This is a genomic window from Buttiauxella brennerae ATCC 51605, from assembly GCF_001654925.1.
Lineage (GTDB): Bacteria > Pseudomonadota > Gammaproteobacteria > Enterobacterales > Enterobacteriaceae > Buttiauxella > Buttiauxella brennerae.
Map to the genome: position 1 here is coordinate 107,893 of NZ_LXER01000007.1, position 25,520 is coordinate 133,412.

Here is a 25,520-nt window from a genome sequence, read left to right on the forward strand (position 1 = left end):
ATTTGAAAATGTTTTGAAATAATAACGAGCTGGATTTTGCCGATAACGGTTCTCATTATCAATCTCAATTGATAGTATTTCTCAAATTAATCTTATGAATAATCACATGATTTCTATGGGTTATCTTTTTCTGACGGCACCGATACGGCAAAGGAGCTGAAATGGCAGGGGTACAAGGCTACAGATTGTTTAATGTGCAGCTCATGCATAAATCACACGTTTCACCTTCATTGCTGAGTCTGGTCTTTGGCGGCCCGGATGTGGCAAACATGAAATGTGATTCGCCCGATCAGCGAATCAAAATGCTGTTCCCGTCGGAAGATGGCTCCATTCCTGCCTTGCCAGAGCACGGGCAGTGGTATCCGTTGTTGCTGGAATTACCCAAAGAGAAGCGGCCGATTGTGCGTACTTATACCCTGCGCCACGTTGACCGGGAGCGGCAGGAAGTGACGGTTGAATTCGTCAGCCACGGCACGGAGGGGCCAGCCTCCGCATGGGCAATTGACTCGCAACCCGGTGATAAAATACAAATCGTTGCCCCGAATGCCGACTACCCGGAAGACAGCGGTGGTTACGAATGGACCCCCCCTGCGGGTTTGCGCCAGGGGCTGATTATTGCCGACGAAACCGCATTGCCTGCGGCGCGCGGTATTCTGGAACTGCTGGCAGCTCAGAAAACGCCACCACAAATCCAGGCGTTCTTTGAAGTTCCGGAGCAGGGCGACTGTGTTGATCTGAGCGGGTTTGCGTTTGCACAAATTCACTGGCTGCCACGCCAACAATCCAATGCGACACACGGTGAGTGCCTGCTTAACGCTGTAAGAGAATATGTTCGCGTGCCAGCAACGGCAGGTGTGGTGGAAGAAGTGAATGAAGAAGCTGAGGGTGAATTACTGTGGGATAAGGCGACAACCGCCAGTAATTCGTTTTACGGCTGGGTTGCGGCGGAATCATCCGTGGTGAAAATGCTACGCCGCTATTTGATTGGTGAGCGTGGTGTTAACCATGACGCTATCAATTTTATGGCTTACTGGAGTAAAGGCCGGGAGCGCTAGTATCCATGAAAAGGGCGGCAAACGCCGCCCGATAGTTAGATTTTCTTCAGTTCTGGCAGCAGCCGTAGCGTGGTGCTGACTATCTGCAACAATTCCGCGTGGCTTGCGTTTTCACGCGCGCTCACCGACATTCCCTGAATTATACAACACAGGTATTTAGCCAGTTTGCGAACGCAGCTGGTGGCCGGAATCTCACCCTTTTCCTGACGCTTTTCCAGAAAGCGCACTAATGTTTCTTCCTGCATCGCGTGGCGCGCTTTTATCACCGCAGAAATGTCTTCTGAAGATGCCGCCAGTACCGACGAGGTGCAGATGATAAAGCAGCCTGATGGCGTGTCTTTATCGGTAAACAACTTCGCCACGATAGAAAGATAGTCTTCCAGCGCCTCTTCGAGAGTCTTCTCTTCGCAGAATAAACAGGCTTCATGCTTCTGCGCAAAACGGGCGATATAACGATCCAACACCGCGCGGAATAACCCCTCTTTATTGGTGAACTCGGCATAAAGCGTTGGGGCTTTTGCACCCGTTGCTTCTACCAGATGTGCCATAGAGGTGGCTTCGTAACCGTGTTGCCAGAACAAAGCCATGGCCTTGTCGAGTGCTGCTTCCCTGTCAAACACCTTCGGTCGGCCACGGCTTTTTTTGATGCAACTCGTGTCAGTGGACATGATGGCCGTTTAACCTTTGTCTGTTTAGTGAACGATCATTATAAAAATAATAACACGCAGTAGCCAGAGCCAAATCATTAAAAATAATTTAATCGTATGGTTATGAAAAGTAGTGCTTTTATAAAATAGTTAATGAACGTTATAAAAATAATTTGACGTGTGACGCAGATCACGATTATGATTTAGTTATCGATCGTTAAGTAAATAACTTAACGGCCTTCCAAATCATCTGCTCAAGGTAAATAACATGAAAAACGTAAAAACACTGATTGCTGCCGTTGTTCTTAGCTCACTCTCTTTCGCAAGCTTTGCGGCAGTAGAAGTTCAGGCAACGCCAACCGGCCAACAAAAAGTCGGCACCATCACTGCTACTGCCGGGACAAACCTGAGTTCACTGGAATCACAACTGGCTGAGAAAGCAGACCAAATGGGTGCAAGTTCATACCGCATCACTTCTGTGACCGGCCCGAATACTTTGCACGGTACTGCAGTAATTTATAAATAAGCATTGGTTGTAGCGTTGCCACTGCTGCCCCTCGAATTATTTTGAGTATTGGTCCTCTGAGCGCCGCTTGATAAAACCCGTTCAATAAAAAAGGCCTTGTTGAAAAACAAGGCCTTTTTTCTATCTGAAGTTTCCAGATAATCAGATTTCGTTGGTCGCCACGGTGTGTGCGTTAACGTGAATTGGCATTCCGGAACGGTGCTGCATAGCCTGTTCCATAACGGTTGCATCGGTTTCAGGTGCGGCCTGGAACTGCTTCATTTGTTCAGTCAGCGTAATCGGCAACACTTGAGGGTCATCATTAATATCTTTCGACAGCGGTTGATGCACTTCAACTAAACGTGTGCCATCAGGCTCGACGGAAGTTTTAATCGCGGTGTTAACAATGCGAACGGGTGTGCCCACTGGCATATTTTTGTACAGCGCTTTGATGTCGTCATCGCGCAGACGAATGCAGCCAGAACTGACGCGCATACCAATACCAAAATCAGCATTAGTGCCGTGCAGCAAATAAACACCGCCAAAGGCTGCCAGACGAATCGCATGATGGCCCATCGGGTTTTCCGGCCCGGCTGGAACCACGGCTGGCAGTTTGATGCCATTTGCCAGGTAACGCGCACGAATATTTGCCGTCGGCGTCCAGGTCGGGTTGGCGCGTTTGTCTGAAACCGTCGTCACCATCGTTGGCGTTACGGTATCGCCACCAAGTTGGCCAATACCAATCGGGTAAACCGTTACGCTGTTTTTGCCTGCCGGGTAGTAATAAACCCGCAGCTCAGCGAGATTCAGTACCAGCCCTTCGCGAGGCGCATCCGGCAGTAACATCTGGCGGGGAATGGTCAACACACTGCCTGCACGCGGAACGTAGGGATCAACGCCGGGGTTGGCCTGCAATAACGCGAGGAAGCCGACATTGTACTTTTTCGCGATAGATTCAAGCGATCCCCCGTCATTTTTCACTTCATGGAAAAAGTTCTGGCCGATCAGACGACTGCCTTCAGGCGGCAGTGGGTAAGAGTTAGCACTCGCACTAAAAGAGGCCAGTGTTGCGCTAACCAGCATAATCGACGCCAGCCAGCGGATAGCGCGAGCTTTGCGAGATGATAGAACGCTCAAAGAGGTAATCACGGTAAACCCTATGATAATTATGGTTAATGTTATAAAAAAGTTAATCGATGATTATGACAGGGAGAGGTGTCTGGAAATCCTGGCGGATTGAAAGGATGTGTAAATGTTACAAAGTGAGCGCCTTAGAAAGCTCTAAGGCGCTTGTGTGCGAATTAAGCCGCTGCGTTCTGCGCCAGCTGATGCATAAAGTTACGTACCCATTCCATGCGAGCTTTGCGATCGGCGAGATCTTCAATAAATTTGAGTCGCGTTGGTCCATCCAGACGGTAATGCTGCGGTTGCTTTTGCAGCAAACCAATCAGCCATACTGGATTGACGTTGTTCTTCTCGGCAAACTCAATCACACCGCCTTTCTCATTGCCTTCAATTTTGCGCACACCCAGTTTTTGAGCCTGTTGGCGCAGTGCGGCGATATCCAGCAAATTGCGCGCCGGGTCTGGCAGCAGGCCAAAACGGTCGATCAACTCCACTTTCAGTTCATCAAGTTCATGCGACGTTTTGGCACTGGCAATACGCTTATAGAACGACAGGCGTGTATTAACGTCCGGGATGTAATCGTCCGGCAGCAGGGCAGGCATGCGTAGTTCGACTTCCGTCTGGCTGCTGGTCAGGTCTTCAAGCGACGGCTCGCGTCCATCTTTAAGTGCATCGACCGCGTTTTCCAGCATTTCCATATACAGCGAGAAACCGATAGTTTCCATTGAACCGCTCTGGCCTTCGCCAAGCAATTCACCCGCACCACGAATTTCCAGATCATGAGTCGCCAGCGCAAAGCCCGCACCCAAATCTTCCAGTGAGGCGATAGCTTCGAGGCGTTTTTGCGCGTCGGTGGTCATGGCTTTTGGATGTGGCGTCAAAAGCCATGCATAAGCCTGGTGATGCGAGCGCCCCACGCGGCCACGCAACTGGTGCAGCTGCGCAAGGCCAAAATGGTCTGCACGTTCAATAATAATGGTATTGGCCGTCGGAATATCGATACCGGTTTCGATGATCGTGGTACATACCAACACGTTAAAACGCTGGTGGTGGAAATCGTTCATCACGCGTTCCAGTTCGCGCTCGCGCATCTGGCCGTGACCGATGGTGATACGTGCTTCGGGCACTAACTCTGCAAGACGGTCAGCCGCTTTCTGAATATTTTCTACATCGTTATAGAGGTAGTAAACCTGGCCGCCACGCAGCACTTCACGCAAAATCGCTTCGCGAACCACCAGGTTGTCGTACTCGCGCACGAAGGTTTTCACGGCCAGTCGGCGAGCCGGAGGGGTTGCGATTATCGACAAATCGCGCATTCCACTCATTGCCATATTCAGCGTGCGCGGAATTGGTGTGGCGGTCAGCGTCAGAATATCGACATCAGCACGCATCGCTTTAATGCGCTCTTTGTGGCGCACACCAAAACGGTGCTCTTCATCGACAATCAGCAGGCCGAGATCTTTCATTTTTACGTCGTCTTGCAGCAGCTTGTGGGTGCCGATAAGAATGTCGACTTTCCCCTCACGCGCTTCTTCGAGGATTTGCGTTTGCTCTTTGGCTGTACGGAAACGTGACAGCATTTCAATGCGCACTGGCCAGTTGGCGAAGCGGTCACGGAAGTTGTCGAGATGCTGCTGGGCAAGCAGGGTGGTTGGCACCAGCACCGCAACTTGCTTATGGTTTTCCACGGCGAGGAAGGCGGCGCGCATCGCCACTTCGGTTTTACCAAAGCCCACATCGCCACACACCAGGCGGTCCATTGCCAGCGGCTGGCACATATCGCTTAATACCGCGTTAATGGCTTGTGCCTGATCTGGCGTGGTTTCAAACGGGAAGGCGTCGCAGAACAGTTGATACTGTTCGCGGTCATGCTTAAAGGCAAAGCCCTGTTTTGCGGCACGCTGGGCGTAAATATCGAGTAATTCTGCCGCCACATCACGCACTTTCTCGGCGGCTTTCTGGCGCGCACGGGACCAGGCATCGCTGCCAAGTTTATGCAGCGGCGCGTTTTCTTCGGCACCGCCTGCATAGCGGCTAATCAAATGCAGTGAAGAGACCGGCACGTACAGTTTTGCATCACCATGATAGGTCAGCATCAGGTATTCAGCGGTAATGCCGCCTGCTTCAAGTGTTGTCAGGCCAGCATAGCGCCCGACTCCATGCTCAAGGTGTACCACCGGCTGCCCGGTATGCAGCTCGGCAAGATTTCGAATCAGCGTGTCCGGGTTAATGGTACGACGGCTATCCTGGCGGCGACGGCTTACGCGTTCGCCCAGAAGATCGCTTTCGCAAATTAGCGCCCGGTTGCGCAGGGTGTCGATAAAGCCATGCTCGCTGGAACCCAGCATTAAATAACGGCCATTATCAACCGCTTCATCAAGACGGTAGATACGTTTAGGTGCCACTTTGATGCGGGACAACAGCTCGCCCAGCGCTTCACGGCGGCCTTCACTTTCAACGGAAAACACCACCGGGCCTGCGAAAGACTCAAGGAATTTACGCAAATTATCGAGCGGGGCTTTCTGTTGTGCCTGAACGGAAAGGTCAGGCAAGGTGTGGTAACCGAGGTTGGTGAATGCGGCTTTATCGGCCAGCGATTCGGTCTTTAGCTGAATACGCGGCCAGGCTTTGAGTTCGCTAAACAGTTCATCGACGCGCAGCCACAGGTTTTCTGGCGGCAATAATGGCCGCATTGGGTCAACGCCACGGTTTTCGAAACGGGCGAAAGTATCCTGCCAGAAACGTTCAGCATGGGTTTCGATATCACCGGTATTGACCAGCAAGGTGTTTTTCGGGAAATAGCTAAACAGCGGCGGTAGCGGTTCGCTGAAGAACAGCGGCTGCCAGTATTCAATCCCGGCCGGCAGCATATTTTTACTGACTTGCTGGTAGATGTGTTCGGGTTCGCGCTTCACATCAAACTTGTCGCGCCACTGGCTGCGGAACAGCTCAATGGCGGTTTTGTCTGTCGGGAACTCGTGCGCCGGAAGTAAATTGATGGCTTCCACTTCTTCAAGCGTGCGCTGGGTATCGACATCAAACACACGCAGGCTGTCGATTTCATCATCGAAGAAGTCAATGCGATAAGGCTGCTCGCTGCCCATCGGATACAAATCCAGTAGCGCGCCACGGGTAGCAAATTCACCGTGTTCCATAACCTGATCAACACTGCGATAACCGGCCTGTTCTAACTGGCTGCGCAAGTCGTCGCGTGATAAACGCTGGCCTTTTTTCATCACCAGCGCATGGCCATGTAAATAGCTGTGCGGGCAGACGCGTTGCATTAGCGTATTGACCGGCAGGATCAACACCCCGCGTTGCATGGTTGGCAACTGGTAGAGCGTTGATAAACGCGAAGAGATAATTTCCTGATGCGGCGAGAAACTGTCGTAAGGCAGGGTTTCCCAGTCGGCAAGATTCACCACCAGGCTTTCTGTAAACTGGCTTACCTCATCATGCAGGCGCAAAGCATTTTGCATATCCGGGGCAATCAGCACGACCGGGCCACTATGGCGCTCGACGATTTCCGCCACTTCGGTTGCACAGGCAGAACCGGTTAGCTCTCCAAGCTGGCGCTGATCGCCAGCTTTAACAGGTAAGGAATAGCGATAATTTTCAGGCATGGCGGATGTCAGAATCTCTCAGGTTGCAGTTTGCGTGTCGGGCCATAAACTTCAGATATTCATTATTATCCGCGATCATTTCGTATAAGCAACAGCGGGAGGACGGATGAGGTTAGGGGTAACTGATTACCCCTAAAGTGAAGTGTTACTTTTTGATAGTGGCGAATTTTGCTGGTGAGTCGACGAGCACCCCATCAGCGCCCAGCGTTTTTGCTTTCTGGTAGTCGTCTTCGCTATTGATACCCGCAAGAATTAGTGAGATGAGGGAGCCGGTATTAATTTCGCTGGTGGCGAGAAGAACATATCCCCAAACAGTGCGCGCGATAATTTCCGGAAGCCTAAACCCGAGAGCGTACAAATTCCGAGGCTGACAAATGGGTACACCAACAACACAACCAGCAGTAATGGGTCTGAGATCTGCCCGCTTTTAATTTGCCCAATCATAAACAAACTCAGTGCTTCAATGATGATGCGGTGAGTGGTGTAAATCGCAATGGTGTTGGAACCGACGATATTCAGGAATGCGTCGGAACGGCTTTCACGCCAGCTATCAAGAAGATAAAACAGCTTCAGAATGACAAAAATAGACACCACGGAAATGACCACTGGAACATTCACCAGGTAAAGCGCCACAGAAAGCAGGGCGATTGCCGCGCAAATCAGCGGGTGCTGGCGGAAGCGAGTGGTTTTCATCCATTCCATGAGTTGCAGGCCAAACCACGCGCCCAGTCCGTAATAACACATATTACGCACCACACTGTTCATGCCCCACCACGGCAGCGGCACAAAGCTGATAATCACATTCACTGCCAGCAACATCACAATAACCGGGACTTTGTAACGACGCAGGCTTTTGAACACCACGAAATAAAGCAGCAGGGCGTAGAGATACCAAAGACTGGTGCTGGCTTTCGCCATGCTGGTGGCAAATTGCAGCAGCGTTTCTGAATACGCGGCATTAGAGGTGGGATTACGCACCAGCTCCGGTGCCAGCCACTGGTTAATTAGCGAAATCCCCAGCCATTGCAAAACGCCCCACAGCAACAGAACATAGAAAATATTCCACAGGCGTTTATCCACGCAGTCACGCCATTTCACTGACTCGATATATCGCGTGATCAAAAAGCCCGAAATAAAGAAGAACACCGGCATACGGAAAGGGGCCAGATACAGATTCAGGTAAATCCAGCTCTTGGCGATGTATTCGGGGAGGCCGCTTTGTAACGACGTCAGATGTGGGTAAAAGGTAATCACCGAGTGGTAGATAACCACAAGGCAGATGCACAACCCTTTGATGTGGTTTATCCAAAGTTGTTTGTTTTTCATGCGGTAGCAGGATCTTCCGTTGTCTGGTATTTGCCTTCAGGGTGGAAGATTCGCAGCCATTTTTTTACCTGAATTGTCTGTTTTTGTAAGAATCCGGCGTAATTCAGATATTCCGCAGGGTCAATTAATCACCGTTTGGGCGAAGCTTTAACTTCGAAAACAAGATGTTATGAGCTTGATTTAATTGGTATTTCACATGTTCTGAAATATCAAAAAAACGTTATGTTTCATTTACTTGATGCGGTATCACTTATATACTTCTCGCCAACTTTGCATCCGCAACTGCCACAAGACGGAATACATGTATCAACCTGTCGCGTTATTTATAGGCCTGCGCTACATGCGTGGGCGAGCAGCTGACCGCTTCGGTCGCTTCGTCTCCTGGCTGTCGACTATTGGCATTACGCTTGGCGTAATGGCTCTGGTGACGGTGCTTTCCGTGATGAACGGTTTTGAACGAGAGCTGCAAAACAACATTCTTGGGCTGATGCCACAAGCGATTATCACCTCACCTGGTGGTTCCATTAATCCTGAAACGCTGCCAGCAAAAGACCTCAAACTCGAAGGCGTGACGCGCATTGCGCCAGTGACGACGGGTGATGTGGTGCTGCAAAGCGCTCGCAGCGTCGCTGTGGGTGTGATGCTGGGCGTGAAGCCAGAAGAAAAAGACCCGCTTTCGCCGTTCCTGGTGAACGTGAAACAGACCGATCTGGTTGCCGGGAAATACAACATTATTCTGGGCGAACAACTTGCCGGGCAACTGGGTATTAAACGTGGTGACAGCATCCGTGTGATGGTGCCGTCAGCCAGCCAGTTCACGCCGATGGGGCGTTTGCCAAGCCAGCGTTTGTTCACCGTGATTGGTACTTTTGCAGCAAACAGCGAAGTCGACGGCTACCAGATGCTGGTGAACCAGCAAGATGCGTCACGCCTGATGCGCTATCCGGCGGGGAATATTACCGGCTGGCGTTTGTGGCTTGCTGAACCGCTGAAAGTCGATGTACTGAGCCAACAAACGCTACCGCAAGGCACCGAATGGAAAGACTGGCGCGAGCGCAAAGGTGAGCTGTTCCAGGCCGTGCGCATGGAAAAAAACATGATGGGGCTGTTGCTGAGCCTGATTGTGGCGGTTGCCGCGTTTAACATCATAACCTCGCTCGGCTTGTTGGTGATGGAAAAACAAGGCGAAGTGGCCATTCTCCAGACCCAAGGGCTAACGCGTCGCCAAATCATGGCGGTGTTTATGGTGCAGGGGGCGAGTGCGGGTGTTATCGGCGCTCTGCTCGGTGCGCTGCTGGGCGCGTTACTGGCCAGCCAGTTGAACAATTTGATGCCGATCATTGGCGCATTGCTCGATGGTGCGGCGCTGCCAGTCGCTATCGACCCTGTACAAGTTATTGTGATTGCGATTATTGCTATGGCTGTCGCACTGTTATCCACGCTTTACCCATCGTGGCGTGCTGCCGCGACACTTCCCGCTGAGGCTTTACGTTATGAGTAATTCTGTCCTGTTGCAGTGTGACAAGCTGTGCAAACGCTATCAGGAAGGCAAAGTGCAAACGGACGTGTTGCATGATGTCAGCTTCAGCATCAATACCGGTGAGTTAATGGCGATTGTCGGCAGCTCCGGCTCCGGCAAAAGTACCTTGCTGCACCTGCTCGGCGGTTTGGATACACCAACGTCTGGTGATGTGATTTTCAATGGTAAGCCAATGAGCTCGATGTCTTCATCGGCGAAAGCAGAACTGCGTAACCGCGAACTCGGTTTTATCTATCAGTTCCACCATTTGCTGCCTGACTTTACCGCGATGGAAAACGTCGCCATGCCACTGCTCATCGGCAAAAAGAATACCGATGAGACCCGGCAACGTGCGCTCGACATGCTGAAAGCGGTTGGGCTTGATCACCGCAGCAATCACCGTCCGTCAGAGTTGTCCGGTGGTGAGCGCCAGCGTGTGGCCATTGCCCGTGCACTGGTGAATAATCCACGCCTGGTGCTGGCCGATGAACCCACCGGTAACCTCGATGCACGTAACGCAGACAGTATTTTCGAACTGCTTGGCGAGCTGAATGTGCGTCAGGGAACCGCGTTTTTAGTGGTGACTCACGACCTTAAACTGGCGAAGCGCATGTCTCGTCAGTTAGAAATGCAAGATGGTCGACTGACTCATGAGCTGACTTTGATGGGAGCCGATTAATGGCCTCGCCACTGTCACTGCTTATTGGTTTACGTTTTAGCCGCGGGCGTCGCCGCAGCGGCATGGTGTCATTGATTTCAGTCATTTCCACGTTAGGTATCGCATTGGGTGTGGCAGTTCTGATCGTCGGCTTGAGTGCGATGAACGGTTTTGAGCGTGAACTGAATAACCGCATCCTGGCGGTTGTGCCACACGGTGAAATTGAGCCTGTTAACCAGCCATTCCATGACTGGAGCGGTGTTTTACAGCGTGTTGAAAAAGTTAAAGGGATTGCGGCAGCGGCACCCTATATCAACTTCACGGGCTTGGTGGAAAACGGGCCGAATCTGCGTGCTATTCAGGTAAAAGGTGTTGATCCTGCTCAGGAAGTTCGTCTTAGCGCCTTGCCGCAGTATGTGCAAAACAACGCCTGGCAGAATTTTAAAGCGGGCCAGCAGCAGATTATCATCGGTAAAGGTGTGGCTGATGCGCTGAAGGTGAAGCAGGGCGACTGGATCTCTATCATGATCCCGAACAGCGATGGTGGCACTAAGTTGCTGCAACCGAAGCGCGTGCGCCTGCAAGTTGAAGGCATTCTGGCGCTCAGCGGGCAGCTCGATCATAGCTTTGCGATGGTGCCAATGGCCGATGCGCAGAGTTATTTAGATATGAGTGACAGTGTCACGGGCATCGCGATTAAAGTGAATGATGTCTTTAACGCAAACCAACTGGTGCGCGATGCGGGTGAAGTCACCAACGCTTATGTCTACATCAAAAGCTGGATTGGCACATACGGTTACATGTATCGCGACATTCAAATGATTCGCGCCATTATGTATCTGGCAATGGTGCTGGTGATTGGTGTTGCCTGCTTTAACATCGTTTCAACACTCGTTATGGCAGTTAAAGACAAGAGTAGCGACATTGCCGTGCTGCGTACGCTGGGGGCGAAAGACGGTTTGATTCGCGCCATTTTCGTCTGGTACGGTCTGCTGGCGGGGTTGTTTGGCAGCGTAAGCGGAGTGATTGTCGGTGTGCTTGCTTCCTGGCAACTGACCAATATTATCCGCGTGATTGAGAAGTTAATCGGCCACCAATTCCTGTCTGGCGACATCTACTTTATTGATTTCCTGCCATCAGAACTTCATTGGTTGGACGTATTTTATGTGCTGATCACAGCGTTGTTATTGAGTTTGCTCGCCAGTTGGTATCCAGCGCGCCGAGCCAGTAATATCGATCCAGCACGAGTGTTAAGCGGGCAATAAACTATCAATATAAATAATATCCCCTGAATAATTCGAGATGCTGCGGGCGGCAAGGGAATCAAGCCAACGCCCCTGCAACTTGAATTCTTCAGGGGCAAAGGGGAACTGCGATGTACTACGGATTTGACATTGGCGGCAGTAAAATGGCTCTTGGGGTCTACGACAGTGAGCGTCGTCTGCAATGGGAAAAACGCGTTCCCACCCCGCATGACAGTTATGAAAACTTTTTAGCGGCTATCGCTTCCATGGTTCAGGAAGCCGATAGCCGTTTTGGTATCAAGGGTTCAGTGGGCATTGGTATTCCTGGTATGCCCGTCACGGACGATGGCACCCTGTATGCGGCAAACGTACCGGCAGCCAATGGCAAACCCGTGCAGGCCGACCTGAGCGCGATGCTCGGGCGTGAAGTGCGCATGGATAACGATGCCAACTGCTTTGCGTTATCCGAAGCCTGGGATGATGAATTCCGCGCATATCCGGTGGTGATGGGTCTGATTCTGGGTACGGGCGTGGGCGGTGGCATCATCGTAAACGGCAAATCCATTACCGGGCGTAGCTATATTACCGGTGAATTTGGCCATACCCGCCTGCCTGTTGATGCGCTTGACGTGCTGGGCCGTGATATCCCGCTGACGCGTTGCGGTTGCGGCCAACATGGCTGTATCGAAAACTATCTTTCCGGGCGTGGATTTGCGTGGGTTTACCAACACTTCTACTCTGAAGCACTGGATTCCAAAGAGATTGTTGCCCGTTATCGCGCAGGTGATGACAAAGCGGTCGCGCATGTTGATCGTTTCGTTGAGCTGCTGGCTTGCTGCCTGGGCAGCCTGTTAACGGCCATTGACCCGCATCTGGTGGTCATCGGTGGCGGGTTATCTAACTTTACTGAGATGTATCAACAACTGCCTTCGCGTTTACCTAAGTATCTTTTGCCGGTGGCAAAAGTTCCGCGGATTGAACCTGCGCGACATGGTGATGCAGGGGGCATGCGTGGTGCGGCTTTCCTCCATTTTACGGAGTAACTTATGCTATCGCGTCGTCAACATAGGCTTAGCCGGTTCCGAAAAAACAAACGTTTGCTGAGGCAGCGCCTGCGTCAGCGTGCTTTTTTCAGAGACAGTCCAGGACCCGAAGCGATGGAAAAACCCAGAGTAGTGGTACTGACCGGGGCGGGGATTTCCGCCGAGTCAGGGATTCGTACCTTCCGTGCCACAGATGGTCTGTGGGAAGAGCACCGGGTGGAAGATGTGGCAACGCCGGAAGGTTTTGCACGTGACCCTGAACTGGTGCAGGCATTTTATAATGCACGCCGTCAGCAACTGCAACAGGCCGAAATCAAACCGAATGCGGCGCATCTGGCGCTGGCACGGCTTGAGGAAGAGTTAGGCGACCATTTTCTGTTGGTGACGCAGAACATTGATAACCTCCACGAACGTGCCGGCAATAAAAACGTCATTCATATGCATGGTGAACTGCTGAAAGTGCGTTGTGCGCGTAGTGGGCAAGTGCTGGAGTGGAAAGGGGATATTACCCGCGAAGACCGCTGCCATTGCTGCCAGCTTTCTGCACCGCTGCGCCCGCATGTGGTGTGGTTTGGCGAAATGCCACTGGGCATGGATGAAATTTATCAGGCGCTCGCTACCGCGGATTACTTTATTGCTATCGGCACGTCGGGCCACGTTTACCCGGCAGCCGGGTTCGTGCACGAAGCCCGTTTGCAGGGTGCACATACCGTTGAGCTTAACCTTGAACCGAGCCAGGTTGGTAGCGAGTTTGAGGAGAAATTCTACGGCTTAGCCAGTGAAGTGGTGCCTGAGTATGTGGATAGATTGTTGAAAGGGCTGTCTTAAAACCATCCTCACCCTAACGCTCTCCTTGAAGGAGAGGGTCGGGGTGAGGGGATACATCAACGCTAAACTCAGCGTCCAGCCTTCAACTTCTGATAATACGACTCGTAAATCGCACTCGCATCACCCACATCGTTCTGCCACTCACCGTTTTTCAGCACGGCTTCGTCCGGGTACAGCGTCTTATCGCCAGACACTTCTTTTGGCAGCAGTTTACGTGCTTCAAGATTTGGCGTCGGGTAGCCGATCGTTTCTGCTACTTGTTTTGCCACATCCGGGCGCAGCAGGAAGTTAATCAGTTTCAGCGCACCGTCGACGTTTTTAGCATTTGCCGGAATAGATAGGTTATCCATCCAGAAAATCCCGCCTTCTTTTGGCCAGACAATTTCCAGTGGCGTGCCCGACTGGCGTGCGACATACGCAGAACCGTTCCACACCATACCGAGATTCACTTCGCCTTCCATAAACGGGTTGGCTGGGTTATCTGAGTTAAATGCCGCCACGTTTGGCATCAGTTTTTGCAGCTCGTGGTAAGCCGCCTCAATCTCTTTTGGATCGGTGGTATTGCCGGAATAACCCAGTTTACGCAGCGCCACCTGGAACACTTCACGTGCATCATCAGTCATCAACAGGCTTTGCTTATATTCCGGTTTCCACAAATCGGCCCAACTGGTGATGGTTTTCGGGTCTATGGCGTCGCTATTAACGCCAATCGCTGTCGCACCCCAGATATAAGGAATGGAATAGTCGTTATTTGGATCGAAGGGCTTGTTGAGCATTTCCGGATCGAGATTCTTGAAGTTGCTCAGTTTGCTTTTGTCGATCTTCTGGAGCATACCTTCATTGCGCATTTTCGCGACAAAGTAGGTCGATGGCACCACTAAATCGTAGGCACCTTCTTTATAAGTTTTCAGTTTGGCGTACATAGTTTCATTCGACTCGTAAGTCGAATAAATCACCTTAATACCGGTTTCTTTAGTGAACTGTTCAAGCAGGCCGGGTGGCACATACTCGGTCCAGTTATAGAAGTAGATCGTCTTGCTATCGTCGGCATGTGCAGCGCCCATACCCAGTACCAGAACGCCCGCAGCGAGCAGGTGGCGTGGCCATTTAGTCATTTTAACGTCCCCTGAGTTTTATCACGAAGAATAAGCTGACTGGCAACGACCAGGACCAGCGAGAGTACCAACAGAATGGTAGCAAGTGCATTCACCTCGGGTGAAACACCGACCTTCACCATTGAGTAAATCTTCAACGGTAAAATTTCATAACTTGGCCCGGTGACGAACGAAGAAACCACTACATCGTCCATTGAGAGCGTAAAACTGAGCAGCCAGCCTGCGGCAACGGCAGGCATCGCGAGTGGCAAAAGGATCTTGCGCAGAATCGTCAACTCGCTGGCACCTAAATCTTTCGCTGCTTCTAACATGCGCACATCAAAGCCTTTCAAGCGGGAATAGACGGTCACCACCACAAATGGCAGGCAGAAGGTGATATGCGAGAACAGCAGCGACCAGAAGCCAAGCGAAACGCCCAGCAGCATAAACAGCACCAGCAGTGAAATTGCCATCACGATATCGGGCGACATCATCACCACAAACAGCATACCGCTGACGAAAGGTTTGCCGCGAAAACGGTAGCGGTATAACGCCACCGCCGTTAACGAGCCAATTAACGTGGCCGCAGTGGCAGAAAACACCGCCATAGTCAGCGAGTGTTGTGCGGCTTGCAACAGGCTGTCGTTGTTCATCAGCAGGCTGTACCACTTACCGGTAAAGCCTTGCCAGTTGATACCGAAACGCGAACTGTTAAATGAGTTGACGATCAAAATGATAATCGGAATGTACAGATACGCGTAAATGGCGGTCATAAAGCCGCCACGGAGCAGGCGACCAATCATTCTAATTCCACCTTCTTGTTTAACAGGCTGGCGGCACGCCAATAAATCAGCAGCATCAGCCCCATCACCAGCGTAAGGGTAATGCTGGTGGCTGCACCAAACGGCCAGTCGCGGATATTCAGGAACTGGCTTTTTATCACGTTGCCGATCAGCAGGTTTTTCGCGCCACCCATCAGGTCGGACACATAAAACAGCCCCATCGCAGGCAGCATGACCAGTAGACAACCGGCAATAATTCCTGGCATAGTGAGTGGAACAATAATGCGGATAAACGTCTGTAGTTTGCTGGCCCCCAAATCGCGCGCCGCTTCCAGTAGCGGTTTATCGAGTTTTTCGATACTCGAGTAGAGCGGCATCACCATAAATGGCAGCAGGATATAAACCAGCCCAAGGATCACCGCACTTTCGGTGTACATGATGCGAATCGGAGTATCTATTACGCCGAGCCACAGCAAGAACGCGTTCAGGTAGCCTTTGGTGCTGAGGAAAATTTTAAGCCCATAAATGCGAATGAGTGAGTTCGTCCAGAACGGAACAATCAGTAAAAACAGCAGCAATGGGCGCACGCGCTCTGGCAAGCGCGCGAGGAACCAGGCAAACGGATAACCCAGCACCAGGCAGGCGAGGGTCGCAATCACCGCCATATTCAGCGAATGCAGCAGCACTTGCGCATACAGCGGGTCGGCAAGTCGGGTGTAGTTGTCCAGCGTGAAAACCATGCTGACGAAATGGGCATCATCACGTGTCAGGAAACTGGTCCCGATGATCATCAGGTTAGGCAGGAACACAAACAGCACCAGCCAACCGACGATGGTGGCGATCACCATGTTCTGGAATTTACGCGAGCTCTTCATCTGCCAGCACAACCTCCCAACTTTCAACCCAGTTAATCGCCATTTTTTGATTGAGCGTGTGGTCAAAATCCGGGTCATCTTCATTAAAGAATTCACTGACCATCACCATTTTGCCGTTTTCAAGCTCGACGTTAGATTCCAGCGTCATGCCTTTATAGTTTCGTTCACGCACATAACCAATCAAGCCATCGGCAATGTGGGTGTCACTAATTTCTTCAACACGCAGATCTTCCGGGCGCAACAGTACTTTTAACCGCTGCCCGGTAGTGACCGGCATGTTCGCGTAAATATGGCATTCGCGGCCTTCAACGTTTGCCAGCACGCGCTGTTCATCAATACGCTCAATGACGACGGCATCGAAGATATTAATCTCACCGATGAAACTCGCCACGAACAGGTTCTTCGGCTCTTCGTAAATTTCACGCGGTGTGCCGTCTTGTTCAATTCGACCATCGCGCATCACCACAATCCGGTCGGACATGGTTAAGGCCTCTTCCTGGTCGTGAGTCACGAACACAAAGGTGATACCGAGCTTACGCTGGAGCGCTTTTAATTCGTTTTGCATCTGCTTGCGCAGTTTGTAATCGAGCGCTGAGAGCGATTCATCAAGCAGTAACAGGCGTGGTTTATTGACCACCGCCCGCGCAATCGCCACACGCTGTTGCTGGCCGCCAGATAACTGATGCGGCTTACGCTGGGCAAACTCCTCAAGTTGCACCATTTTCAACGCGTCCGTCACGCGCGGCGATATCTCGGCCGCAGGCGTTTTCTGCATTCTTAAACCGAATGCCACGTTTTCAAAAACGGTCATGTGAGGGAAAAGGGCGTAGCTCTGGAAGACGGTGTTGACGTGGCGATGTTCAGCCGGAACGCGCGTAATGTCGAGGTTCTCAAGCGAGATAGTCCCGGAATCAACGCTTTCCAGCCCGGCGATTAAGCGTAGCACAGTGGTTTTGCCACAGCCGGAAGGGCCCAGGAGCGTCAGGAATTCACCATCACTAATGGTGAGAGATAAATCAGAAATAACGGTTTTACCATCAAAGCTCTTTCTTACTCCCACCAGTTCTACCAGCGGAGAGAGCGAACATTGCTGTTTATTCAATTTTTTACGCTGTCCCATATAAGACGCATCAAATTGCGGGCTGATGCGGGGTTTGTGATTAACCACCTTGCGGTTTCTGCACGTGTTTAAGTAAGGGCTGGCATTCTACGGCAAAGCATTGATATCGCCAATCCTTGATACTTTCCTGGGGTTTGATTATGAATATGTTTAAAGCAGCAAACACCAAATCCACTCGCATTGCATTACATTCGTGACTATTTTCAACACTACCAGGCTAAAAGTGACCTAACGCAATATTTGCATCTGTGGCTTACTGATAATGAAGTCACAAAAATTGAGGGTAGCGCGACATGGATAAATTACTTGAACGTTTCTTACATTATGTCTCTTTGGATACGCAGTCCAAATCCGGCGTAAAGCAAGTTCCCAGCACTGAAGGCCAGTGGAAGTTGTTGCGGTTACTAAAAGAACAAATGGAAGAGATGGGTTTGGTGAATGTGACCATTGCTGAGCATGGCACAGTCATGGGAACACTTCCGTCTACCGTCGATAAAAAAGTCCCGCCCATTGGCTTTATCTCTCATGTGGATACCGCGCCTGATTTTTCGGGTAAAAATGTCAATCCGCAAATTGTTGAAAACTATCGCGGTGGCGATATTGCGCTCGGTATTGGCGATGAAGTGCTCTCCCCGGTGATGTTCCCCGTGCTGCACCAGTTACTTGGCCAAACGCTGATCACCACCGATGGCAAAACGCTACTTGGGGCGGATGACAAAGCAGGCGTCGCTGAAATCATGACTGCGCTGGCTGTTCTGCAAGAGAAGAAGATTCCGCACGGTGATATTCGTGTCGCCTTCACGCCGGATGAAGAAGTGGGCAAAGGTGCTAAGTACTTTGATGTGGAAGCATTTGACGCGCAATGGGCTTATACCGTTGATGGCGGTGGCGTGGGTGAGCTGGAGTGTGAAAACTTTAATGCCGCGTCAGTCACTATCAAAATCGTTGGCAACAATGTTCACCCGGGCTCAGCGAAAGGTGTGATGGTCAACGCGCTTTCGATTGCCGCGCGCATCCACGCTGACGTGCCTGCAGACGAAAGCCCGGAATGTACCGCAGGGTACGAAGGTTTCTATCATCTGCATGGTATGAAAGGCTCAGTCGACCGCGCAGAAATGCACTACATCATCCGTGATTTTGATCGCGAGCAGTTTGAAGCGCGTAAACGTAAGATGATGGATATCGCCAAAAAAGTCGGTAAAGGGCTGCACCCGGACTGCTATATCGAACTGGTTATCGACGACAGTTATTACAACATGCGTGAGAAAGTCGCCGAGCATCCGTACATTGTGGAAGTGGCGCAGCAGGCGATGCGTGACTGTGACATCGAACCCATCATGAAACCGATTCGCGGCGGCACCGATGGCGCGCAACTGTCGTTTAAAGGTTTACCTTGCCCGAACTTGTTCACTGGCGGCTATAATTACCACGGCAAACATGAGTTTGTGACGCTGGAAGGAATGGAAAAAGCAGTGGCGGTGATTGTGCGTATTGCTGAACTGACGGCGAAGCAAAGCTAGATTAGTTTTAGCGCTGGCAGTGGAAAGAAGAGGGGCGAAAAGCCCCTTTGTTGTATTTGCTGATAGTGAAATTCAAAGAGAGCATGACTCAACATACGGCGACAAAGGGATTTTATGATGAATTTAATTGATGACCTTAAGACGAAGTATCCGGGAGCCCAGGCATGGTCATTCGGGGACAATCCTGATATGGCAGATGAGCTTGCAGACTTAGTCATGAAAGGGATGAAAACAGCATCATGCGGTTCTCTTACTTCATTTCAGGCAGAAGAATCAGCCTCTAAAATAGGGGGATATCATATTATTCTCGATGGACAAGCCTCACCAGCATGCGTCATCAGAATGGTATCGATGCGCCTGATCCGTTTTTCTGATGTGACTGAAGAGTTTGCAAGGAAAGAAGGTGAAGGGGATTTGAGCCTTGAATACTGGAGGAGAGAACATAAAGCATTTTTCACCCGAGAAGGCTTTTACTCTGACGACATGGAGCTTGTAGCCGAAGAGTTTGAGGTGATTGAAGTTCTGTAATTCGCTCATAGCCGACTTGTTGCAACTTCAGTCTGCTGGTTGTCCTTTTCGTTCGACTTTGCAAAGATGTGTCGCACACGATTTAATCGCACGAACAAGCAGCAGGACCTACTCGCCGCGACCCACACCTGAAGCCCCTGCAACAACACGCTGGTGGCAAAGCCTGCGTCGAACGGGTTCTGCTCTGAGGATTCCAACATGACCACCTTTCATCAACTTACTGCAACCAGCCTGCGTGGGCAGCTCATCCCGATGGCCGACTACGCTGGCAAGCTGGTTCTGGTGGTTAATACCGCCAGCCATTGTGGTTTCACGCCACAATACGCAGGCCTTGAAACCCTCTACAAGAAGTACGCCGCCCAGGGACTGGTGGTGCTTGGCTTCCCCTGCAACCAGTTCGGCAAGCAGGAACCCGGCGGTGCCGACGACATCGCGCAGACCTGTCACATCAACTACGGTGTGAGTTTCCCGATGTTCGAGAAAGTGGAGGTCAACGGCGCCGCAACGCACCCGGTGTTTCGTTACCTGAAAGATGAATTGCCCGGCGTGCTGGGTGGGCGGATCAAGTGGAACTTCACTAAATTCCTGATCGGACGCGACGGCAAACCGCTCAAGCGTTTTGCACCGATCTCCACCCCAGAGAAAATGGAAGCCGCAATCCTTGCTGCACTAGAAATCGAAGTCTACCTGTAATTCGCAGAGTTAATGTCGATTCTCTGCGCTTAAATTACGGGCTACTTTTTTGTTTTCATCATTAAGAAATCAATCAGTGCTTTCACGCGCTTTGCCTTGCCGGTACTTTTTAAATAGTAGAGATAAACCGGTGGATAGGTTTTCCAGTAAGGCACCATCACCGGGATAAACTGCTCTTTATCGGGCTGCAATTCATACACCGGCTCAAACATTCTTCCTATTCCCAGGCCGCTGCGTATTCCGTCAGCCATGACATCAATATCATTGCTGATGAGCTGCCCTGGCATTTCAACAGTTAATTGCTCACCTTTATCTTCCAGCATCAGCGGGAGGATGCGGTTATTGGTGATAAAGCGATAGCCGATGAGTTGATGCTGATGCAAGTCCGTCGGCTGTTCGGGGATACCGTGTTCTGCGAGATAGGCTCGTGATGCATACAAACCTTCTCGAAAAGGTTTCATTAACTGGCGGGCCACCACGCTCTCTTCCAGGATATCGCCAAAACGAATGCCCAAATCAAAACGTTCATCAATCATATTCACGGTTCCGTCATAAACGGATATCTCAAGCTGTATCCCCGGAAAGCTCTGGCAAAACTCCGCCATAAAAGGCTTCAGAATAAGCAGATAGGCAAATCGTGAAAGCGTAATTCTGACCAGCCCAGACGGCTCCTGATTCAGCTCTTTGATGCTTTCCACCGCACTTTCCAGTGACTGAACAGCCCGCGACGTCTGTTGCAACAGTTGCTCTCCGGCATCCGTCAGCTCGATGCGCCGCGTAGTGCGCACAAAAAGCGGGTGACCAATATGCTGCTCAAGCAGTTTTAGCGCTTTGCTCACGGAAGGTGGCGTTATCTCAAGTTTCCTGGCCGCAGCAGTGATGCTGCCTTCACGGGCGATACTCTGGAAAATACGGATTTGGTTGTAAATGACATTGTTCATGGCGTCATCCAGAAGAGGAAACAAAGTTAGATTATTAGCTATTGGCTAAGAGTGTATGAGCTATTGCTGCTCTAAAAAACAGAATCAAGGTTGTTTATACTCACTTCCAGTTAAACAAACCACTGTTAAGGAAGCCAAAAATGCAAAATGTACTGATTATCTCAGGTCATCCGAATCTTAATGAGTCCATTGGCAATGCCACTATCCTGGGCGAAGTCGCGAAAGCGCTGCCTGAGGCTGAAATTCGCTTTCTTGATGCGCTGTATCCGAACTATCAAATCAATGTGGCGCAGGAGCAGGAAGCCTTGCTCAAAGCCGATGTGATTGTCTGGCAGTTTCCTTTTTCCTGGTATTCAGTGCCGGGGTTGATGAAGTTATGGATTGACCAGGTCTTTGTTCACGGTTTTGCCCATGGTTCAACGGCAAAACTGGGTGGCAAAAAGCTGATTATCTCCTTTACCGCTGGCGCACCAGAGGGCCTGTATTCCCCTGAAGGCTTGTTCGGTCACGATATTGGGCAGTACATGACCCAGTTTGAAACCACAGCTGTGATGTGCAATCTGGAATTGCAGGAACCCGTTTACACCTTTGGGATCAGCTATGCAGGGCGTGATGAAGCTAAAGTCCGGGAACAGAAATCAATGGCTAAAGATCACGCCGATCGCCTGGTTACCGCGATTAAAGAAACAGTGCCTGCTTTAAAAATGGCTGTCTAAAAGAGAGGATAAAAAATGTATCTCATCAATATTACGGTGAATGGCGATATAACGGCTGAACAGCATGAAGCGCTTTTCACGCGCCATGTCAGCTGGTTTCAGCAGTATTTCAACGCAGGCAAGTTTGTTCTCATCGGTCCCTATTCGGATCGCGAAAAAGCAGGGGTGATTATTGCTCAGACTGAAACTCGGGAAGAGCTGGAGGCTATTCTGAAAGAAGACGCCTATTACCCCAATCTCGCTGAATATGAGATCCGTGAATTTGTCCCAAAAATGGTGGGAAGCTGGCAATAAAAGATGCGGCAATTTTCATTAAAAAATCGGGCAAGGAGATAACTATGCAGTATGTAAACCTGGGGCGAAGTGGTCTGAAAGTCTCGCGACTGTGTCTGGGGTGCATGAGTTACGGTGAACCAGAACGTCTTCCTCAGCCGTGGTCGCTTGATGAAAATGCTTCGCGGCCGTTGATTCGCCAGGCACTTGAAGCCGGAATCAATTTTTTTGATACGGCTAATATCTATTCTGATGGAAGCTCAGAGGAAATCATCGGTCGGGCGCTGCACGATATGGCCTATCGGGATGAAATTGTCGTCGCCACCAAGGCCTTTTTTCCATGGCGTAATTCGCCAAATACCGGTTTTCTGTCGCGAAAATCACTGTTTCACTCCATTGATGACAGCCTTACCCGGCTGGGTATGGATTATGTGGATCTGTATCAGATTCACCGTTTTGATCATGGCACTCCGGTAGAAGAAACCATGGAAGCACTTCATGATTTGGTGAAAGCCGGGAAAGTTCGCTATATCGGTGCGTCCTCAATGGAAGCCTGGCGTTTTGCGAAGATGCAGCATGTCGCTGAACGTAACGGTTGGACGCGCTTTGTCTCTATGCAACCGCAATACAATTTACTGTATCGGGAAGAAGAGCGGGAAATGCTGCCGCTATGTGAGGATCAGGGAGTGGGTGTTATTCCCTGGAGCCCGATGGCGCGAGGCAGACTGACACGCGACTGGAATGAAACTACCACCCGAACGCAGAATGACGCCTTTGCGCTGAAAATGTATGAAAATGCCGCGCAGCAGGACCGGAAAGTGGTTGAAGTTGTGGCGCAGATTGCCGCCGGGCGGGGCGTTCCACATGCGCATGTTGCGCTGGCATGGCTACTGTCTAAATCGGTGATTACCGCACCTATAATCGGTGCCACAAAAGCCGAACATCTTTCAACCGCCGTGGACGCGTTAACGCTCACATTATCGGCAGAAGAAATTGCAGCACTGGAGGCGCCGTACGTTCCTCATGTTGTTGATGGCATCGTACCGCCGCTGCCTGAACAACCGCCAAGGCTCTCACCCCTGCGAATCAAATAAGGAGTCGAGGGCGGCGAAATGGATTGCGATGATGGCGCGGTTAACGCGCCTTTTCAGTAATGGTGGCAAAAAGTTTAATAAAGCCGGAAGAGAGGTCATTTATGAAAGCCGGGATTTCTGTATCACTTTTGTTGGCTCTGAGCTGTTCTGCTGTTGCGCAGGGGCAGAAAATCTCTGTTCCGCCCGTGTTTAATATTTTTGAACTCGTCATCAAGCAAGACAAAAATAGCGCATACGACAGCCTGGCTGAAAAGAATATCACCGCTTCGGTAACCGGTGAATCTGGAACCCTGGCGATGTATTCAGCCAACAAGAAAACGAACCCGTTAGTTGCTTATGTGTTTGAAATTTATGCTGACGGCGATGCTTACGACAAACACCTGAACTCAACGAGCTATAAAGAGTTTTTGCGTAATTCACCGGATATTCTGCAAGCCAGTCAAAAGCGTAGAATTGATGTGGCACCGCAATTTCTGGCCGACAAACTATTTGAGCAAAGCGATAACACAATAAATAACTTTGTCATTGTTGACGTGAAACCCGAGTTTGGGCAGGCTTTTCGCCATGTCGTTTTACCCGAAATGGCACAGTCCATTAAGCTGGAAGAGGGGGTTCTGGCCATGTATGCCGCTATCGATAAAGCTAACCCTAACCGCTGGTATTTCTATGAAATATACGCCAGCGAAGAGGCTTATCAGGCCCATCGTCTGACTCCTCATTTTAAAGAATACATTGAGCAGACAGCAGAAATGACGAGTTATAAAGAAGCCATTGCGATTAAACCGGGCAAGCTTATGAATAAAGGCGGCCTGATGTATGAAATTGAGTGAATGATTGCCCCGCTCTACGAGTGGGGCAGAACAAAATTAGTGTACCCCTGCAGTTCAGATAGCTGAGTGTTTTAAAGCTATTCATCCCGATACGCATTTCCCCAACACCTTCGAGAAACATACCGCCTCTTCGCGGCCGACATATGGCCCGTAGTTCTCAATGCGGACGTACCCATTTGTCTTATAAAATTGTATTGCCCGATGGTTAACGAGCCGGGTTTCAAGCCAGAGTTCGGAATATCCCATACTCTTCGCGGATGCTTCCAGACAGGTGAGCAAAGCGTTACCAATACCCTGCGAGCTTCGGTCCGAAAACATCCTCTTAAGTTCCGCAATATTTCCTGTTAACGGGCGAATCGCTCCGCATCCTATCGCATCACCCGTTGTGTTCCTTGCCAGCACCCAAAGCGATCTCTCCCCATCCAGCGAGTCTATTGTGAAATTGCTTTTGCCACTATCACCGGTAATTGCAGCAAGCTCTGCTGACAGCTTGCTGATTAAATATTGAGAGTCTGGAGAGAGTGGGTCTGATTTCTCTACTGTTATCATGGTTATACCCTTGGTTTAAGTATTCATCAGGATAGAATGTTTTGATGGTAAATATATCTGATTCAAGAATTATTTATATGAAACTTATATTTAAAAATAGTGGGTGTTTTTCTGTAATTTAAAATTAGTTTTCATCTTATTGTGATTTGCGCCGAAGGTTTTCGGTTTCCAATAATTAAGCGTGGTTTTACTGTTGACTTGTCCAGTACTTTTGGATGATGGTGTGCAGGCGGAAAGTATTTTCTGGCGCGCTAAATAATTCGAGTTGTATTGAGTTGGGTAAGTCAACGCAAAAGATGCAGCTTGAAGTACGGTGGGTATTAAAGAGATGCCCCCATCTGGTGCAGCAACACCAGACGGGAGCTAACCATAACGTTAACTAACAAGGAGTAACGCCATGGCTATTGCTGATGGTAACACATTTGTTCACGCTGAAATCACTGAGAATCAATCCGTTATTGCAGGGAATGTCTCAGCTTTATTAAAAATCCCCTTAGGTGTTACGCATGATCTCTTTCAGGTGCTGGATATTTGCCAGCGTTATGCTGATGGATTAATTGATGCCCATAATCATGCTGAATATATAGCGCTGTGCGGGCGTTTATTGGCAGGGTTGAATGTATTAAAGACAGCTTTAAATTCACCATTGCCAAAACATCTTATTGAGCAATTAACGGTGGATGAAAATGATGCTGATGAATATCGTCATTCACTTTCAACCGATTCACTGACCACTTGTGAATATTGCTCGGCATTAACCATGGTGTTGCTTAACCAACAGGCTACGGCTGAGCAGCAGGATCATATCGCTGAATTGCTGTTTGATTTGCTGATGATGCTGGCAGATGATTTGAAAGCGCCGCGCTTTATCCGCACCGCAACGGGGTTGGCCATGATTGGCGGCGAGGCCATTCATTAACACCTGATTTTCC

The 25,520-nt window shown here is 50.3% G+C and carries 25 protein-coding genes and 1 pseudogene; 15 read left to right on the top strand and 11 right to left on the bottom strand.

All coding sequences use genetic code 11. The annotated features are described in order from the left end of the window. Positions 1-161 precede the first annotated feature (161 nt). The gene (locus tag M975_RS05010; protein WP_064557769.1) at positions 162-1,055 is read left to right on the top strand and encodes a siderophore-interacting protein; all 894 of its coding nucleotides are present in this window, start codon (positions 162-164) and stop codon (positions 1,053-1,055) included. Positions 1,056-1,090: 35 nt separating this feature from the next. Here the strand turns inward: M975_RS05010 and M975_RS05015 are convergent, their stop codons facing one another. Continuing rightward, positions 1,091-1,723, bottom strand: a complete 633-nt coding sequence (locus tag M975_RS05015; protein ID WP_064557770.1) for a TetR/AcrR family transcriptional regulator — start codon at positions 1,721-1,723, stop codon at positions 1,091-1,093. A gap of 247 nt (positions 1,724-1,970) precedes the next feature. On the opposite strand from M975_RS05015, the gene bhsA reads away from it, so the two are divergent. Further along, on the top strand, positions 1,971-2,228 hold the full coding sequence (gene bhsA / locus M975_RS05020) for a multiple stress resistance protein BhsA (protein WP_064557771.1): 258 nt from the start codon (positions 1,971-1,973) through the stop codon (positions 2,226-2,228). Positions 2,229-2,369: 141 nt separating this feature from the next. Here bhsA and ldtC read toward each other — a convergent pair whose 3' ends face one another. From ldtC to M975_RS05035, 4 genes and pseudogenes are all read right to left on the bottom strand, one after another. Beyond that, positions 2,370-3,290 (bottom strand): L,D-transpeptidase LdtC, encoded by a 921-nt coding sequence (ldtC, locus tag M975_RS05025; RefSeq protein WP_064557772.1) that lies wholly within the window; start codon positions 3,288-3,290, stop codon positions 2,370-2,372. Positions 3,291-3,508: 218 nt separating this feature from the next. Then, positions 3,509-6,955 (bottom strand): transcription-repair coupling factor, encoded by a 3,447-nt coding sequence (mfd, locus tag M975_RS05030; RefSeq protein WP_064557773.1) that lies wholly within the window; start codon positions 6,953-6,955, stop codon positions 3,509-3,511. Between the two features lie 145 nt (positions 6,956-7,100). Further along, positions 7,101-7,211: pseudogene (locus tag M975_RS23305) on the bottom strand (glycerophosphodiester phosphodiesterase family protein); the annotation flags it as partial. Further along, positions 7,208-8,281, bottom strand: a complete 1,074-nt coding sequence (locus M975_RS05035; protein WP_064557774.1) for an acyltransferase family protein — start codon at positions 8,279-8,281, stop codon at positions 7,208-7,210. The gene M975_RS05035 and the pseudogene M975_RS23305, both read right to left, overlap by 4 nt. Before the next feature lie 301 nt (positions 8,282-8,582). On the opposite strand from M975_RS05035, the gene lolC reads away from it, so the two are divergent. The 5 genes from lolC (at position 8,583) to cobB (ending at position 13,573) form a co-directional block, all read left to right on the top strand. Further along, on the top strand, positions 8,583-9,782 hold the full coding sequence (gene lolC, locus M975_RS05040) for a lipoprotein-releasing ABC transporter permease subunit LolC (protein ID WP_157093328.1): 1,200 nt from the start codon (positions 8,583-8,585) through the stop codon (positions 9,780-9,782). Further along, complete coding sequence (lolD, locus tag M975_RS05045) at positions 9,775-10,479, top strand: lipoprotein-releasing ABC transporter ATP-binding protein LolD (protein WP_064557776.1); 705 nt, start codon at positions 9,775-9,777, stop codon at positions 10,477-10,479. The genes lolC and lolD overlap by 8 nt, the downstream gene beginning before the upstream one ends. After that, a complete protein-coding gene (gene lolE / locus M975_RS05050) occupies positions 10,479-11,723 on the top strand; it encodes a lipoprotein-releasing ABC transporter permease subunit LolE (RefSeq protein WP_064557777.1) in 1,245 nt (414 codons plus the stop codon). The genes lolD and lolE overlap by 1 nt, the downstream gene beginning before the upstream one ends. A gap of 110 nt (positions 11,724-11,833) precedes the next feature. Further along, complete coding sequence (gene nagK / locus M975_RS05055) at positions 11,834-12,745, top strand: N-acetylglucosamine kinase (protein ID WP_064557778.1); 912 nt, start codon at positions 11,834-11,836, stop codon at positions 12,743-12,745. Positions 12,746-12,748: 3 nt separating this feature from the next. Beyond that, the gene (cobB, locus tag M975_RS05060; RefSeq protein ID WP_064557779.1) at positions 12,749-13,573 is read left to right on the top strand and encodes a Sir2 family NAD+-dependent deacetylase; all 825 of its coding nucleotides are present in this window, start codon (positions 12,749-12,751) and stop codon (positions 13,571-13,573) included. Between the two features lie 68 nt (positions 13,574-13,641). Here the strand turns inward: cobB and potD are convergent, their stop codons facing one another. Genes potD through potA form a run of 4 tightly spaced genes read right to left on the bottom strand, consistent with a single transcriptional unit; the run spans position 13,642 to position 17,444 of the window. Next, positions 13,642-14,688, bottom strand: coding sequence for a spermidine/putrescine ABC transporter substrate-binding protein PotD (gene potD, locus M975_RS05065; protein WP_064557780.1), 1,047 nt, complete (start codon positions 14,686-14,688; stop codon positions 13,642-13,644). Further along, positions 14,685-15,470, bottom strand: coding sequence for a spermidine/putrescine ABC transporter permease PotC (potC, locus tag M975_RS05070; protein ID WP_064557781.1), 786 nt, complete (start codon positions 15,468-15,470; stop codon positions 14,685-14,687). Before potC ends, potD begins: the two co-directional genes overlap by 4 nt. Then, positions 15,467-16,324, bottom strand: a complete 858-nt coding sequence (gene potB / locus M975_RS05075) for a spermidine/putrescine ABC transporter permease PotB (protein WP_064557782.1) — start codon at positions 16,322-16,324, stop codon at positions 15,467-15,469. Before potB ends, potC begins: the two co-directional genes overlap by 4 nt. After that, on the bottom strand, positions 16,308-17,444 hold the full coding sequence (potA, locus tag M975_RS05080; RefSeq protein WP_064557811.1) for a spermidine/putrescine ABC transporter ATP-binding protein PotA: 1,137 nt from the start codon (positions 17,442-17,444) through the stop codon (positions 16,308-16,310). Before potA ends, potB begins: the two co-directional genes overlap by 17 nt. A gap of 293 nt (positions 17,445-17,737) precedes the next feature. On the opposite strand from potA, the gene pepT reads away from it, so the two are divergent. The 3 genes from pepT to M975_RS05100 all read left to right on the top strand — a co-directional run bounded on the left by pepT (position 17,738) and on the right by M975_RS05100 (position 20,185). After that, positions 17,738-18,964, top strand: coding sequence for a peptidase T (gene pepT, locus M975_RS05085; RefSeq protein ID WP_064557783.1), 1,227 nt, complete (start codon positions 17,738-17,740; stop codon positions 18,962-18,964). Positions 18,965-19,081: 117 nt separating this feature from the next. Then, positions 19,082-19,492, top strand: coding sequence for an ASCH domain-containing protein (locus M975_RS05090; protein ID WP_064557784.1), 411 nt, complete (start codon positions 19,082-19,084; stop codon positions 19,490-19,492). A 198-nt stretch (positions 19,493-19,690) separates the two neighbouring features. Then, the gene (locus M975_RS05100) at positions 19,691-20,185 is read left to right on the top strand and encodes a glutathione peroxidase (RefSeq protein WP_064557786.1); all 495 of its coding nucleotides are present in this window, start codon (positions 19,691-19,693) and stop codon (positions 20,183-20,185) included. 41 nt (positions 20,186-20,226) lie between these two features. Here M975_RS05100 and M975_RS05105 read toward each other — a convergent pair whose 3' ends face one another. After that, positions 20,227-21,126: a LysR family transcriptional regulator gene (locus tag M975_RS05105; protein ID WP_064557787.1), complete on the bottom strand. Its 900-nt coding sequence runs from the start codon at positions 21,124-21,126 to the stop codon at positions 20,227-20,229. A 140-nt stretch (positions 21,127-21,266) separates the two neighbouring features. Here M975_RS05105 and M975_RS05110 point away from each other — a divergent pair, with 140 nt between their 5' ends. The 4 genes from M975_RS05110 to M975_RS05125 all read left to right on the top strand — a co-directional run bounded on the left by M975_RS05110 (position 21,267) and on the right by M975_RS05125 (position 24,039). Further along, positions 21,267-21,842 (top strand): NAD(P)H-dependent oxidoreductase, encoded by a 576-nt coding sequence (locus M975_RS05110; RefSeq protein ID WP_064557788.1) that lies wholly within the window; start codon positions 21,267-21,269, stop codon positions 21,840-21,842. A 15-nt stretch (positions 21,843-21,857) separates the two neighbouring features. Further along, positions 21,858-22,136: a YciI family protein gene (locus M975_RS05115; RefSeq protein ID WP_064557789.1), complete on the top strand. Its 279-nt coding sequence runs from the start codon at positions 21,858-21,860 to the stop codon at positions 22,134-22,136. A 44-nt stretch (positions 22,137-22,180) separates the two neighbouring features. After that, complete coding sequence (locus M975_RS05120; protein WP_064557790.1) at positions 22,181-23,209, top strand: aldo/keto reductase; 1,029 nt, start codon at positions 22,181-22,183, stop codon at positions 23,207-23,209. 101 nt (positions 23,210-23,310) lie between these two features. Further along, positions 23,311-24,039, top strand: a complete 729-nt coding sequence (locus M975_RS05125; RefSeq protein ID WP_074388324.1) for a putative quinol monooxygenase — start codon at positions 23,311-23,313, stop codon at positions 24,037-24,039. Between the two features lie 81 nt (positions 24,040-24,120). Here the strand turns inward: M975_RS05125 and M975_RS05130 are convergent, their stop codons facing one another. Further along, the gene (locus M975_RS05130; RefSeq protein WP_064557791.1) at positions 24,121-24,588 is read right to left on the bottom strand and encodes a GNAT family N-acetyltransferase; all 468 of its coding nucleotides are present in this window, start codon (positions 24,586-24,588) and stop codon (positions 24,121-24,123) included. Between the two features lie 397 nt (positions 24,589-24,985). Here M975_RS05130 and M975_RS05135 point away from each other — a divergent pair, with 397 nt between their 5' ends. Then, a complete protein-coding gene (locus M975_RS05135) occupies positions 24,986-25,507 on the top strand; it encodes a hypothetical protein (protein ID WP_064557792.1) in 522 nt (173 codons plus the stop codon). Positions 25,508-25,520 lie beyond the last annotated feature (13 nt).

What these genes read in the sequence shown, in the direction of transcription:
- M975_RS05010 (WP_064557769.1), top strand. Translation starts at nt 162, where the DNA reads ATGGCAGGGGTACAAGGCTACAGATTGTTTAATGTGCAGCTCATGCAT.
- M975_RS05015 (WP_064557770.1), bottom strand. Translation starts at nt 1,723, where the DNA reads ATGTCCACTGACACGAGTTGCATCAAAAAAAGCCGTGGCCGACCGAAG.
- bhsA (WP_064557771.1), top strand. Translation starts at nt 1,971, where the DNA reads ATGAAAAACGTAAAAACACTGATTGCTGCCGTTGTTCTTAGCTCACTC.
- ldtC (WP_064557772.1), bottom strand. Translation starts at nt 3,290, where the DNA reads ATGCTGGTTAGCGCAACACTGGCCTCTTTTAGTGCGAGTGCTAACTCT.
- mfd (WP_064557773.1), bottom strand. Translation starts at nt 6,955, where the DNA reads ATGCCTGAAAATTATCGCTATTCCTTACCTGTTAAAGCTGGCGATCAG.
- M975_RS05035 (WP_064557774.1), bottom strand. Translation starts at nt 8,281, where the DNA reads ATGAAAAACAAACAACTTTGGATAAACCACATCAAAGGGTTGTGCATC.
- lolC (WP_157093328.1), top strand. Translation starts at nt 8,583, where the DNA reads ATGTATCAACCTGTCGCGTTATTTATAGGCCTGCGCTACATGCGTGGG.
- lolD (WP_064557776.1), top strand. Translation starts at nt 9,775, where the DNA reads ATGAGTAATTCTGTCCTGTTGCAGTGTGACAAGCTGTGCAAACGCTAT.
- lolE (WP_064557777.1), top strand. Translation starts at nt 10,479, where the DNA reads ATGGCCTCGCCACTGTCACTGCTTATTGGTTTACGTTTTAGCCGCGGG.
- nagK (WP_064557778.1), top strand. Translation starts at nt 11,834, where the DNA reads ATGTACTACGGATTTGACATTGGCGGCAGTAAAATGGCTCTTGGGGTC.
- cobB (WP_064557779.1), top strand. Translation starts at nt 12,749, where the DNA reads ATGCTATCGCGTCGTCAACATAGGCTTAGCCGGTTCCGAAAAAACAAA.
- potD (WP_064557780.1), bottom strand. Translation starts at nt 14,688, where the DNA reads ATGACTAAATGGCCACGCCACCTGCTCGCTGCGGGCGTTCTGGTACTG.
- potC (WP_064557781.1), bottom strand. Translation starts at nt 15,470, where the DNA reads ATGATTGGTCGCCTGCTCCGTGGCGGCTTTATGACCGCCATTTACGCG.
- potB (WP_064557782.1), bottom strand. Translation starts at nt 16,324, where the DNA reads ATGAAGAGCTCGCGTAAATTCCAGAACATGGTGATCGCCACCATCGTC.
- potA (WP_064557811.1), bottom strand. Translation starts at nt 17,444, where the DNA reads ATGGGACAGCGTAAAAAATTGAATAAACAGCAATGTTCGCTCTCTCCG.
- pepT (WP_064557783.1), top strand. Translation starts at nt 17,738, where the DNA reads ATGGATAAATTACTTGAACGTTTCTTACATTATGTCTCTTTGGATACG.
- M975_RS05090 (WP_064557784.1), top strand. Translation starts at nt 19,082, where the DNA reads ATGAATTTAATTGATGACCTTAAGACGAAGTATCCGGGAGCCCAGGCA.
- M975_RS05100 (WP_064557786.1), top strand. Translation starts at nt 19,691, where the DNA reads ATGACCACCTTTCATCAACTTACTGCAACCAGCCTGCGTGGGCAGCTC.
- M975_RS05105 (WP_064557787.1), bottom strand. Translation starts at nt 21,126, where the DNA reads ATGAACAATGTCATTTACAACCAAATCCGTATTTTCCAGAGTATCGCC.
- M975_RS05110 (WP_064557788.1), top strand. Translation starts at nt 21,267, where the DNA reads ATGCAAAATGTACTGATTATCTCAGGTCATCCGAATCTTAATGAGTCC.
- M975_RS05115 (WP_064557789.1), top strand. Translation starts at nt 21,858, where the DNA reads ATGTATCTCATCAATATTACGGTGAATGGCGATATAACGGCTGAACAG.
- M975_RS05120 (WP_064557790.1), top strand. Translation starts at nt 22,181, where the DNA reads ATGCAGTATGTAAACCTGGGGCGAAGTGGTCTGAAAGTCTCGCGACTG.
- M975_RS05125 (WP_074388324.1), top strand. Translation starts at nt 23,311, where the DNA reads ATGAAAGCCGGGATTTCTGTATCACTTTTGTTGGCTCTGAGCTGTTCT.
- M975_RS05130 (WP_064557791.1), bottom strand. Translation starts at nt 24,588, where the DNA reads ATGATAACAGTAGAGAAATCAGACCCACTCTCTCCAGACTCTCAATAT.
- M975_RS05135 (WP_064557792.1), top strand. Translation starts at nt 24,986, where the DNA reads ATGGCTATTGCTGATGGTAACACATTTGTTCACGCTGAAATCACTGAG.